The sequence below is a fragment of the Mesorhizobium sp. WSM4845 genome, from assembly GCF_055811455.1.
Window position 1 is genome coordinate 147,555 of record NZ_JBVVQA010000009.1, and the last position, 12,429, is coordinate 159,983.

Sequence of the window (12,429 nt, forward strand, 5' to 3'; positions counted from 1 at the left end):
GCATCCGGACAGTTCTGTCCAGCAGAATGCCATTCCGGTTGACAGAACGATGCAAAGACTGCATGAATTTTTGTCGAGCGGGTCTGAATTCAGGCTACGTTGCTGGCAGGCACCGGAGGAGGTGTCGTGATTGGAGGAATCCCATGCTGAACAGACGCAGATTTTTAACGAGCACCGCCGCTGCCGGCGCCGCCGGTTTCGCAGCGTTGCATCTCTCGCCCGCTTTCGCGCAGGACGCACCGCAGATCCAGATCTTTGTGCCGGCAGCGCCCGGCGGCGGCTGGGACCAGACGGCGCGCACGATGGACCAGGTGCTGCGCAGTGAGAAGCTGATCTCCGGTTCGCAGATCACCAATGTCGGCGGCGCCGGCGGCACAGTCGGCCTGCCGCAATTCATCAGCCAGTGGAACGGCAAGGGCAATTCGCTGATGGTTGCCGGCATGGTCATGGTTGGCGCCATCATCGCCAACAAATCGGCCAACAATCTCACCGAGGTCACGCCGATCGCCCGCCTCACCGGCGAATTCGAGGCGCTGGTGGTGCCGGCGGCCTCGCCGTTCAAGACAGCAGCGGATTTCGTCGCCGCCCTCAAGGCCGATCCGACCAAAGTGCCGGTGGCCGGCGGTTCGGCCGGCGGTTCGGACCACATATTGTTCGGCCTTATCGCCAAGACGGCCGGTGTTCCGGCAGCCAACCTCTCCTACGTGCCGTTCGCCGGCGGCGGCGAGGCATTGTCAGCGCTTCTCGGCAACCAGGTCGCGGCCGGCATCTCCGGCTATGGCGAGTTCTCCGAACAGGTCAAGGCAGGCGCGCTTCGGCTGCTCGCCATTTCCGCGGACAAGCGCCAGGAAGGCATCGACGCACCGACGATGAAGGAATCCGGCATCGATGTTGAACTGTTCAACTGGCGCGGCGTCTTCGCACCGCCGGGCGTTTCCGACGCCGACAAGGCGGCGATGATCACGCTGGTCGAGACGATGGCCAAAAGCGAAGCCTGGGCCACCGAATGCAAAAACCGCAACTGGACGCAGATCCTGCTCACCGGCGACGACTATGCGAAATTTCTCACCGAAGACACGGCTCGGATCGCAGCCATCCTCAAGGACCTCGGCCTTGCCTGATGTCCCCGGAGAGGGGCGGTCCGCACTGCCCCTTTCCGATGTTCGCCAGCCGCATGGACATAGGATCCGGCGCGAGTGAAACTGCGATGAGGTCGGCCGTGGGAGACCTGCTATCCGGGGAGGACGATCATGAGCACCAGCGACCAGCAGGCGGCGCGGCCGCGCCTTGCCGTGCCCGAATTGCTGATCGGCATCGGGCTTCTTGCCTGCGCCGGCGCAGTGGCCTGGCAGACGCTGTCGATTCCGGTGTCGCCGCTCTACTCCAAGGTCGGCCCGACCGTCTTCCCCTACATCACCATGGTCGGCATGACGATCCTTTCCCTGCTGCTGATCGTCGCCGCATTGCGGGGCGGCTGGCAGCCGGAAGAAGAAAAGGAAACCCCGACCGACTGGAAGGCGATGGGCATCGTCGCCGTCGGACTGGTCGCGAATCTTGTTCTGATCCAGCCGCTTGGCTTCACCGCAGCCTCGGTGATCATGTTCGTTCTCATCTGCCACGGATTCGGCAGCAGACATCCGCTGCGTGACGTGCTGCTCGGCCTGATCCTGGCGCTTGCCGCCTATTTCGGCTTCGCCAGGGCGCTCGGCGTCAACATCGGCGCCGGCTTCATCGAGAACCAGCTGAACACGGGTCTCGATTCGATTATCCGTATGTTGAGAGGCTGAAGCCATGGAAACGCTTGGCCATCTCGCGCACGGATTTTCGGTCGCTTTCACGCCGGTCAATCTCATGTGGTGCCTGCTCGGTACGACACTGGGGACAGCGATCGGTGTGCTGCCCGGCCTCGGACCTGCGCTGACCATCGCCCTGCTTTTGCCGATCACCTACCAGGTGGCGCCGGAAGCGTCCTTCATCCTGTTTGCCGGCATCTATTACGGCGCCATGTATGGCGGTTCGACGACATCGATCCTGCTCAACACGCCGGGTGAAAGCGCGACCATCGTCACTGCGCTGGAAGGCAACAGGATGGCCCGTTCCGGCCGCGGCGGCGCGGCACTTGCCACTTCGGCGATCGGCTCCTTCGTCGCCGGTACACTCGGCACGCTGGGCGTCGCCTTCCTGGCCCCGGTCGTCGTCAAATTCGCGCTGTCCTTCGGCCCGGCCGAATATTTCTCGCTGATGGTGCTGGCCTTCATCACGGTTTCGGCGGTGCTCGGCTCGTCGTCGGTGCGCGGCCTGACCAGCCTGTTCGTCGGCTTCGTCATCGGCATGATCGGCGTCGACCTGCAGACCGGGCAACCGCGCTTCACCTTCGGCATGAGTCAATTGCTCGATGGCGTCGACGTGATCGTCGTCGCCGTCGGCCTCTTTGCGGTCGGCGAGACGTTCTACATGGCCTCGCGCCGCTATGCCGGCAAGGACGAGATCGTGCCGCTGAAGGGCTCGCTCTACATGACGGCGGCCGAATGGGCACGCTCGTGGAAGGCTTGGCTGCGCGGCGCCCTGCTCGGCTTCCCGATCGGCGCGCTGCCGGCCGGCGGCGCCGAAATCCCGACCTTTCTGTCCTATGCAATCGAGAAAAAGCTCTCCAAACACAAGGAGGAGTTCGGCACGGTCGGCGCCATCGAAGGCGTTGCCGGGCCGGAAGCCGCCAACAACGCATCGGCCGCCGGCGTGCTGGTGCCGATGCTGACGCTTGGGTTGCCGACCTCGGCGACGGCCGCGATCATGCTGTCGGCCTTCCAGAGCTATGGCATCAATCCCGGGCCGATGCTGTTCATGACGCAGGCCAATCTGGTCTGGGGGCTGATCGCCAGCCTGTTCATCGCCAACATCATTCTCGTCATCCTCAACCTGCCGCTGATCGGGTTGTGGGTGCGGCTGCTGAAAATCCCGGCGCCGCAGCTCTATGCCGGCATCCTGGTGTTCGCCACGGTCGGCACCTACGGTATTTCTCAGTCGCCGACCGACCTCGTCATCCTCTATCTGCTCGGCGGGGCCGGATTCCTGATGCGGCGCTTCGATTTTCCTACGGCGCCGGTCATCATCGGCATGATCCTGTGGCCGCTCGCCGAAACGCAGTTCCGCCGCGCGATGACCATCTCGAACGGCGACTGGTCGGTGTTCTACAAACATCCCCTGTCGCTGACGCTGCTGACGCTGGCGTTCATCGGGCTGATCGGGCCGCATATCTACGCTTACATCGAACGCCGGCGCATGCGTGGACCGGAACACGTGCCGGGCGATGCTTGACCTGTTTGTGACATCATGACCGATCTGCTGTCCGGCATCCGCGTCCTCGACCTGACCAATGTTCTGGCCGGCCCCTACTGTGCCTATCAGCTGGCGCTGCTCGGGGCCGATGTGATCAAGGTCGAGGCGCCGCAAGGCGGCGATCTGGCGCGCCAGCTCGGCGGCTCGCCGGAACTCAACAGCACCGGCATGGGCGCTTCATTCCTGGCGCAGAACGCCGGCAAACGATCGGTCGTGCTCGATCTCAAGAAAGAGGCCGATCGCGGACGCTTCCTCGATCTGGTCGCCTCCGCCGACGCGCTGGTCGAGAATTTCCGCCCCGGCGTGATGGATCGGCTGGGGCTCGGCTATGCCAGGCTGAAAGAGGTCCGCCCCAGTCTTGTCTATTGCGCGATTTCGGGCTTCGGCCAGACCGGGCCGATGCGCGACAATCCGGCCTATGACCAGATCATCCAGGGTCTTTCGGGCATCATGAGCATCACCGGCACAGCGCAGACCGCGCCGCTGCGTGTCGGTTATCCCGTCGCCGACACGCTGGGTGGGCTGGTCGGGGCGTTCGCCATCACGGCGGCACTTGTGAAGCAGAAGACGACAGGCGAGGGCGCTTTCCTCGACGTGTCGATGCTCGAATGCACGCTTTCCGCGCTGGGCTGGCCGGTCTCCAACTATCTGACGGCAGGCGTCGAGCCGCAGCCGATGGGCAACGAGAACATGACGGCGGCACCTTCCGGCACGTTTCGCACCGGCGACGGTCTGCTCAACATCGCCGCCAACAAGCAGGAGCAGTTCGTCACGCTCTGCCGGCTGGTCGGGCTGCCGGAGCTGGCGTCGGACCCGCGCTTTGCCGAGCGCGAGACGCGCAAGCGCAACCGCATCGCCTTGAAGGCGCTGATCGAGGATGCCCTGGCGAACAGCTCGGCCGCGGCCTGGGAGGAGACGCTCAATCGCGCAGGCGTGCCGGCGGGCAGGGTGCTGACGATCCCGCAGGTGCTGGCCGAGCAGCAAGTGATCGAGCGCGACATGACCACCCGTTTCGATAGCATGCCGAACATCGACCGACCGCTGACCGTCGTGCGCGGCGGGTTCATGGTCGATGGTGCAGCACCGTTGCCGACCAAGCCGCCGCCGGCGCTGGGCGAGCATATGGACGAGGTGTTTGCCAGTCTGCCGCCGCGCGTCAAGAAAAGGGCGCAGGCATGAGCGACGCGAGAACATGAGCAACGTTGAGAAAAAAACCGGCCGCGAGCGCGGTGAGGAATGGTGGCAGACCGATATCATCGAAATGCGCCCTGGCGTGATCCGGCTGCGTGGCTATGAGATCCAGGACCTGATCGGCCGCGTCAGCTTTCCGGCGATGATCTGGCTGATGCTGCGCGGCGAACTGCCTGGCGAGGAGCAGGCGGCGCTGCTCGGTATCGCGCTGGGGGCGGCCGTCGACCACGGGCCGCAGGCGCCGTCGATCGCCATTGCCCGCATGGCGGCCACCTGCGGCGTCGGCATCAACAGCGCCATGGCTTCAGCCATCAATGTGCTTGGCGACGTGCATGGCGGCGCCGGCGAGCAGGCGCTTGCCTTCTACGGCGACATCGCCGCGGCACTGGACGCAGGCGTGACGCTTGCCGATGCCGTCGCGTCGCGGCTCGATCGCTTCTTCGCCGAGGAAAAATCCTATGTGCCGGGGCTCGGCCATCGCTTCCACCCGGTCGATCCGCGGGCGCCGCGTCTCATCGAGCTGACCCGCGATTTTGCCGCGCGCGGCGTCGTCAGCGGACGTTTCGCCGACATCGCCGAGGCTGTTGAGGCCGAGGTCGCGCGGCGCAAGGGCAAGAAGATCCCGCTCAACATCGACGGCGCCACCGCCGTCATCTATGGCGAGCTCGGCTTTCCGCCGCCGCTGACACGTGGCCTTTTCGTGCTGTCGCGCTCGGTCGGCATCTTGGCGCATGCGTGGGAACAGTCGCAACAGAGCGACCGCAACAAAGGACCACTGCCGCGCGAATGGTTGTGGGCCTATACCGGCACGCCGGTCCGGTCTTTCCCTCAGGGAGAGGACGACGCCAAATGAGACCTTGGTTCAAGTTCGCCAGCGGGCGCTGGCTGGGGAATTTTCAAGTTCTTCAGCAGCGTTGAAAGTTCGGGCTCGTCGATAAGCACGGCTGCGTCTTCCGGCGCCAGCCATGCCCGCTGCCGCCTTTTGGCTTCCTGCCAGTTGGCCAGTTCCTCCGTCACCGCCAGCAGGTAGACGGTGACGTCGACGCGGACGAAGCGGTTCGTCAGCCGCTTCCAGTAGGAATAGGTGCCGGCCGGCTGCTTCAGCGTCTTGCCGAGGACGCCGGCTTCCTCCCGCGCTTCGATGGTGGCTGCCTTGCGCCCACTCTTGCCCTTCATCGGCCAGCCCTTGGGCACGATAAAGCGCCTTGTCGATATCGAGGTGACCAGCATCACCTCGACGCCGCCATGCCTGCCCAGCCGAAAGGGAATTGCCGCGACCTGGCGGATCCGCTCGCCCTTCCTCGCCTTGCGCACGACCTTCTTCTTGGTGGCTGCCATTGCCGACGATCCAATCAGGGCAGTGCCCAAGCGCAAAGGCACGTTGCGAAATCAAAACCGCCTTTGATGCTACTTTAAGTAGAGCGGCGTCCAAGCATATCAGCTAAATAAATGAAAACGCCGGGCCATCAGCGGCAGACGCTGATGAAGCGGCTGCCCGATCGCCGCAACTGGCAAGTAGGCGCCATCTGCGGCACATCTGGCCGTTGCGGCACGACCACGCGATCCTGGGCACGGAACTGCTGTTGCTGCTGCTGAAATTGCTGCCGTCGCAGCCTGTTCTCCAGCATCTGCAATTCGCCTTGCAGGACCACGGTTTTGCGATTGGCGGGAGCGACGTTCTGCGCGGAGACAGCCGCGCCCGACAGCATCGCTGTTGCCAGGGTTGCCGACATCAAGATCGTCGAAAGGCGAAGCGGCGACATCCATCCATTCCCTTACGAAACAGAACCTTGCGATTATATAGGGCGTTTGTCTGATGATGCCATGGATTAAAACCCCACGCCGGAGCGGAATTGGCTGACTAGCCAGTCAGGGCGCAAAGCCCGTCGACCGATGTGTGCTGGCAAAGGGCACCAATACGAGGCCGACGACAAGAAGCTGGAGGGCATCCTGCAGTTCCATGCCTTTCAGGCCTGGATTGGATAATTTGAACCGCAACATCGCACAGTTGAAAATCGCGGCACGGGCGGCGCTGCGTTCCCCGGAGCCTTTGGCCACGGCACGGCGATAGCCCAGCTGCGCGACTATTCGCGGAATGCGCGGCTGATCTGGTCGGTCAATGGCTTCATCAGAAACGAGATGACGGTGCGATCGGTCGTGCGCATGAACGCCTCCACCGGCATGCCCGGCTTGAGGCTTTCCGGATCCAACGAGCCAAGCTTGCCTTCGTCAAGCCTGATCCGCACGCTGTAGTAGGATAGTCCGTTCCGCTCGTCTTCGACGAGGTCGGGAGAAACCGTTGCTACATGTCCTTCGAGTTCCGGCGTGACCTGCTGGCTGAACGCCGACAGCCGCAGATGGACAAGCTGGCCGGGCTGGACCTGATCGATGTCTTGAGGCGCGATGCGTGCGTCCACAGTCAATTCGTCAGCGGTCGGGACAATCATCATAATTGGCTCGCCGGTCGTGACGACGCCGCCGACCGTATGGATCGCAAGCTGATGCACCCGTCCGTTCTGGGGTGAACGAATATCGGTCTGTCTAAGCAATTCCTCCGCGGCGATCTTTCGCTCTGCCAATTCTGTGGTTCGAGCCTCCGTTTCGCGTAATTCTTTCGCGACCTCGCTGCGCCAATCCTGCTGGATCTGGATGATGGCCATTTCTGTTTCGCTGATTCTGCCGTTCGCTTCGGCTATCGCAGCGACGAGTTGGCCGCGCCCTCCCTCGATCTGAGCCTCGCCCCGCTCCAGGTCCAGGAGTCGCGACCGCTGGACGAGTTTCTTTTCCCAAAGGCCCCTGACGCCCTTGATCTCGTCGCGGACCAACGCAATCTCGTGCTCCTTGGCCGCCCTTTGTGCCTCGAGGCCCGCTATCTCCTCCTTGAGCTGGCTCACCCGTTGCCTGCGTTGCTCGATTTGGGCACGGTAAGCTCCCCGGCGCAAAGCGAAAAGTTTCTGCTCCCCGCCGATCACACGCGCCACATGTCCAACAGAGGAGCGGCTGGTGAGATCCTCGGAAAAGGCTATCGCCTCGGCACCCTCACGCTCCGCTGTGAGGCGTGCCCCCCGCGCCGAGAGTTCGTCCAGGGTATTGGTTATGACGGCGAGATTGGCGCGTGTAAGCGTGTCGTCGAGACGGAGCAAAATATCGCCTGCTCTGACTTCATCGCCGTTGCGCACGTTGATCTCACCCACAACGCCGCCACTTGGATGCTGAACCGCCTTGACGTTGGATTCCACTGCGATATGGCCGGTAGCGATGACGGCGCCTGACAATTCCGTCGTTGCGGCCCATGCACCAAGGCCGCCGACAAGCAGCGCCACGGTTGCGGCGCCAAGAAGCATATACCGGCGAAGGGATAAGTCGTTCTGCGTCGGCTGCGATCGCACATCGGTAGGGAGGTTAGCCCGAACGAACAGCAGCCCGCCGATTTTGCCCTTGACGCCGGCCAGATGGCTCGCTCCGGCACGAATATGCGGAATCATCCCCCTCACGCCGTTACGCGCGCCAAAGAACGATCGATCATGAAATAACGTCATCCTGATGCCTTTTCCTCCGGGGCAACTGCTTGAAGCGTTCCCACGGAGGCACTCCGCGTCGTGCCCCCGACGACCAGATCCCTCGCCCCAAATGCGTGCTGACGGCCGGAGTCGAGAACAAGTAAAAGGTCCACTGCCGCCAGGGCGCTTGGACGATGGGCGATGACGACAACCACGCCGTGCCGCTGTTTGACTGCAAGGATCGCCTGGGTCAAAGCCTGCTCGCCTCCAGCGTCCAGATTCGAGTTCGGTTCATCCAAAACAACGAGGAAAGGATCACCATAAAGCGCGCGGGCCAGTCCGATGCGCTGCCGCTGTCCTGCTGAAAGCGATGCGCCGCCCTCGCCGATCTCGGTCTGATATCCGCGAGGCAAGCGCAGGATCATTTCGTGCATGCCCGCGGTCTTGGCCGCCGCGATAATGGTTGCCGGATCCGGAGAAGGATCAAAGCGGGCAATGTTTTGAGCAATGGTACCTGCGAAAAGTTCGACATCTTGCGGCAGATACCCGATGTGCCCCCCCAGTGCCTCAGCCGGCCACTGTTCGATGGCGGCGCCGTCCAGGCGGATTTTGCCGCGCGCTGCCGGCCAGACGCCGACGAGCGCCCGCGCCAGTGACGATTTGCCCGATGCACTCGGACCGATGACACCGAGCGCGGAGCCGGCGCTCAGCGAAAACGTAATGTCCTGTACAACAAAACGGCGCTCGCCTGGCGGAACGACGCCGATCCCTTCAACCGAGAGTTCGGTCCGCGGCGGCGGCAGCTGCAAGCGATCCTCTGTGGCGGGGAACTCCCTGAAAAGTTCGCTCAGCCGATGCCAGCCTTGTCTAGCGGCAAGAAAGTTCTTCCAGTGCGCAATTGCGAGTTCGACTGGCGCCAGCGCTCGCGCGGTGAGAATAGAACTTGCGATGATGATGCCAGGCGTGGCTTCCTGGCCGATCACCAAATACGCTCCGATCGCGAGAACGACTGATTGCAGCAGCATCCTAAAGCCGCGGGAGAGCGCGCCGAATGAACCCGTGACATCGCTGGCGCGCATCTGCGCCCGCCTGTATTTGCCGTTTGCTTCCGCCCAGCGCGAGGCCATCGTGGATCTCATGCCCATCGCTTCGAGCACCTCGGCATTGCGGATGCTTGCCAGTGCGATATTGCTGCGCGCTCCGGCATATCCAGACATTTCAGTTGCTGGATGGCGGACAGTTTTCTCCGTGAGCACGGTCAATGCCAAAAGCAGGATCGCCCCAATCAGCGCAGCCAGGCCGAGCCAAGGATGGAAGGCAAAACAGAGCGCGAGATAAAGCGGCATCCACGGCAGGTCGAAAAGAGTGGCGGGACCACCGCTGGCCAGGAAACCGCCGATTTGATCGAGATCGCGCACCGGCTGCATGCCCTCGCCCGAACGGCCTCTGGCCAAGGGCAATTGCGACATCACGCGGTAGGTCCGCTCACTCAGGCGCTCGTCGAGTCCGCTGCCGATACGCGCCAGCACCCGGCCGCGGATCGCGTCGAGTGCACTTTGAAAAACATATAGAATCGAAATCAGCAGGACCAGAGCCACCAGCGTCGGCACGCTACGGCTGGGCAGGACCCTGTCGTAGACCTGCAGCATAAACACCGAGCCGGACAACATCAGCACGTTGATAAGGCCGCTGAAAGCCGCCACCGCCAAAAAGGCGCGCCGGAAATGCGCCAGGCAGGCAGCCAATTCGGACTTCGCCCTCGGCGGGCGGAGCTTCTCTGAACCAGATTGTGACATTGATGTCCCCTCGATCAACCGCATGCGTCAGCAGGCGATGCGGGCCCATGACTGCAGGCCCGCATCGTCCGGCATTGGCTACGCGGCCTGATCGGCGATCACGCTGTTGGTATGCGCAGACAGTTGCTCGATGAGTTTCGCAGCCAGCGCGTCGGCATCGCCCGCTTGCGTATGTGCATACTCTGCCCAATCAAAAGCCGGTCTCGGATCGCCCGCATTTGCTAGCGCGGTCGACGCATTGTCCCGGACCTGCTCGATAGCGTCGTCGAGTTGGCCCCGAGCGTTCCCGAGTGGTGGAAACACGATGTTATCGCCGTCAAGCGCCACCTGTGCACCACTCTCCTTAGCCGTGCCAGGCGTTCCTTCAGCCTCCTCATGTTCGGCCAGGGTCTGGTCAGACCGGAAGTTTACGCCCTGTTTGCCGAAGAAGGTTGCAAGCCACTGGGAGCCAGAATTCGGCTGCCCAGAATCCGGCGGCGTTGTCGGGGCCGGTTCAGCTTGCGCCGTTGGTGTCGGGGCCGGCTCAGCTTGCGCCGTTGGCGTTGGTTCCTGCTGCGGCGCCGGATCGGAAACTGCCGCCGGTTCATCCTGAACGGCAGCGACGGCTCCCTGCTTCGGATCGACGAGATCGAGTTTGACGTTCTTGCTCCCGACAGAGACGGTGCGCGTCGAAGCTTCGATGCCCGCCCCCGAGAAGGTTACTGTGTAGGTGCCGGGCTTGAGCGCGAGGTCGTAGCCGCCGGCGCCCATGGTCTTCGTCGTAAACGTCGCGCCCGTCGAACTCTTCGCTGTGATGGTGAGACCGGATAGACCTTCACCGGGATCGTAGAACCTATCCCCGTCCTTGTCGTCGATCGCCACACCGGTCAGGAACAGGTCTGATCCGGTCTTGGCGAAATTCTCCGCCACGAAACCGCTGGAGCGCCCCCGGTAATCGCCAACCTCGAATCCAAGACCTACCTCGCGGAAGTTCCCGTTGAGGATGTTGGCACGATGACCCGGGGAGTTCATCAGGTTGTTGTGCAGGAGCAGAATCTCGTCATTGTAGCCCGTCGGTGACCTGGTCGTAGCCCATGCGATGTTCTCTCCTGTCGCCCAGGAGCCCGTTAGGGTGTAGCCGGCAGCCTTCATACGCTGGGTGGGCGAGGACCCTCCCGACCCCGTGTGAGAAAAGGTGTCGGTTGCAAGCATCCATCTGCTGTGCCCCTCAGCCGCCTCGCTGAGATCATTATCGAAGGCCAGCGGCTGCACGCCGGCCTTAGCCCTCTCCGCGTTGATAAGTTCAAGTAGATATTGTTCATGTGCGCTATGTTGCGGCATTAGATCGTCGCTCCACTGTTTCGTTTTTGGACGGTCCCGCCAAGCTGTAGAATTTCCCAATCACGCTTGGTAAAAGACGACTGTGGCTAACCTGCGGCAAGCAGCTGTTAACCATGATTTTGTTAAAGAGAATTTGTGGGGATGCGATAACACGAAATTTCATATTGTAATGCAACCAGCAAGTGTGACATTCAATTATGCGCGTTCTCGCGATGCGCGACGTGCGCGCCAGGCCGTGACGAGTTGAGAGTGGCGGCCGCGGCTATGCCGCCGGCAAGAGGTCGGGCTCTCGTCCTTTACCCGCATGCTGCCGGCATCCAGATCGGGACGGCGCCCGGTCCGGTCCCCGAACGCCTCGCGTCGACCATTGCCATTAACCGAAGGTTGTTCGCCGATCCTAGACATCAGGGACCCGTGTGGCCGGGCCGTCTCGATCGCTGTCAAGATCGTTAAACGAAAAGCTGATCAAGTCGGCTTCGCCGTGCAACCGGGACGCTTGGTTGTGGAGCGCTGGATCAGCTGCAACAGGCGGCTGATGGTAGACGCGCGCCCCGCAGTGGGGTTAGACGGGCCCGCCCGCGGCCCTCGCTTCAGTCGACTTCGCGCAGGCGGTATCCTACGCCGGTTTCGGTGGTGATGTAACGCGGCTGGTCGGGCGTTTTCTCGATCTTTTGCCTGAGCTGCCGCACATAGACCCTGAGATACTGCACGTCGGTCGAATCGCCCCAGACCTGCTTCAAAAGAAACTGGTGGGTGAGAACCTTGCCGGCGTGCTGCACGAGGATGCGCAGGATGTCGTACTCCTTCGGCGAGAGCTTTATCTCCCTGTCCTCGATCATGACGATGCGCTTCACCAGATCGACCGTGAGATCGCCGGTGTGGAAGACCGGCTTCTCGCCTTGCTGCTGGAACTTGTGGCGGAGCGCCACGCGGATGCGCGCGACAAGCTCGTTCATGCCGAACGGCTTGGTGATATAGTCGTCGGCGCCGAGATCAAGTGCCGAGACGATGCCGGCCTCGTCGGTGCGGCTGGAAAGGATGACGACGGGAACATCCAGGCCGTCGTCCCGCCATTTGCGCAGCAATTCGTGACCGCCCATGCCGGGCAGGCCGAGATCGAGCAGGATCAGGTCCGGCTTTTCCGTCTCCACGAGTTCGATCGCCGTCTTGGCGTTCGGCGCCTCGCTGATCGCATAGCCCTGGCTGCCAAGGCCGACGCGGAGCAGCTTGCGGATCGGCGGTTCGTCATCGACGACCAAAATCCTGACGCCCAGGTTCGTCATGGC

The 12,429-nt window shown here is 62.7% G+C and carries 11 protein-coding genes; 5 read left to right on the top strand and 6 right to left on the bottom strand.

What is annotated here, in order from left to right; all coding sequences use genetic code 11:
* Positions 1-143: 143 nt before the first annotated feature.
* The 5 genes from AC0L2C_RS13270 to AC0L2C_RS13290 all read left to right on the top strand — a co-directional run bounded on the left by AC0L2C_RS13270 (position 144) and on the right by AC0L2C_RS13290 (position 5,380).
* Positions 144-1,121, top strand: coding sequence for a Bug family tripartite tricarboxylate transporter substrate binding protein (locus AC0L2C_RS13270; protein ID WP_023797462.1), 978 nt, complete (start codon positions 144-146; stop codon positions 1,119-1,121).
* A 129-nt stretch (positions 1,122-1,250) separates the two neighbouring features.
* Positions 1,251-1,787 carry a tripartite tricarboxylate transporter TctB family protein gene (locus AC0L2C_RS13275; protein ID WP_023797463.1) on the top strand — a complete coding sequence of 179 codons (537 nt, stop codon included), beginning with the start codon at positions 1,251-1,253 and terminating at the stop codon, positions 1,785-1,787.
* 4 nt (positions 1,788-1,791) lie between these two features.
* Entirely contained in the window at positions 1,792-3,315 is a 1,524-nt protein-coding gene (locus AC0L2C_RS13280) for a tripartite tricarboxylate transporter permease (RefSeq protein WP_287230415.1), read from the top strand.
* A 15-nt stretch (positions 3,316-3,330) separates the two neighbouring features.
* The gene (locus AC0L2C_RS13285) at positions 3,331-4,515 is read left to right on the top strand and encodes a CaiB/BaiF CoA transferase family protein (RefSeq protein WP_473523541.1); all 1,185 of its coding nucleotides are present in this window, start codon (positions 3,331-3,333) and stop codon (positions 4,513-4,515) included.
* 13 nt (positions 4,516-4,528) lie between these two features.
* Complete coding sequence (locus AC0L2C_RS13290; protein ID WP_023797466.1) at positions 4,529-5,380, top strand: citryl-CoA lyase; 852 nt, start codon at positions 4,529-4,531, stop codon at positions 5,378-5,380.
* Here AC0L2C_RS13290 and AC0L2C_RS13295 read toward each other — a convergent pair.
* The 6 genes from AC0L2C_RS13295 to AC0L2C_RS13320 all read right to left on the bottom strand — a co-directional run bounded on the left by AC0L2C_RS13295 (position 5,356) and on the right by AC0L2C_RS13320 (position 12,426).
* The gene (locus tag AC0L2C_RS13295; protein ID WP_128173503.1) at positions 5,356-5,865 is read right to left on the bottom strand and encodes an NUDIX hydrolase; all 510 of its coding nucleotides are present in this window, start codon (positions 5,863-5,865) and stop codon (positions 5,356-5,358) included. The two genes, AC0L2C_RS13290 and AC0L2C_RS13295, sit on opposite strands and share 25 nt — an antisense overlap.
* Before the next feature lie 128 nt (positions 5,866-5,993).
* Entirely contained in the window at positions 5,994-6,290 is a 297-nt protein-coding gene (locus AC0L2C_RS13300) for a hypothetical protein (protein ID WP_473523542.1), read from the bottom strand.
* 321 nt (positions 6,291-6,611) lie between these two features.
* The gene (locus tag AC0L2C_RS13305) at positions 6,612-8,066 is read right to left on the bottom strand and encodes an HlyD family type I secretion periplasmic adaptor subunit (protein WP_473523543.1); all 1,455 of its coding nucleotides are present in this window, start codon (positions 8,064-8,066) and stop codon (positions 6,612-6,614) included.
* Entirely contained in the window at positions 8,063-9,823 is a 1,761-nt protein-coding gene (locus AC0L2C_RS13310; RefSeq protein ID WP_473523544.1) for a type I secretion system permease/ATPase, read from the bottom strand. The genes AC0L2C_RS13305 and AC0L2C_RS13310 overlap by 4 nt, the downstream gene beginning before the upstream one ends.
* Before the next feature lie 78 nt (positions 9,824-9,901).
* Entirely contained in the window at positions 9,902-11,143 is a 1,242-nt protein-coding gene (locus AC0L2C_RS13315; RefSeq protein WP_473523545.1) for a CAP domain-containing protein, read from the bottom strand.
* 590 nt (positions 11,144-11,733) lie between these two features.
* Positions 11,734-12,426: a response regulator transcription factor gene (locus tag AC0L2C_RS13320; protein ID WP_287239819.1), complete on the bottom strand. Its 693-nt coding sequence runs from the start codon at positions 12,424-12,426 to the stop codon at positions 11,734-11,736.
* Positions 12,427-12,429: the final 3 nt, after the last annotated feature.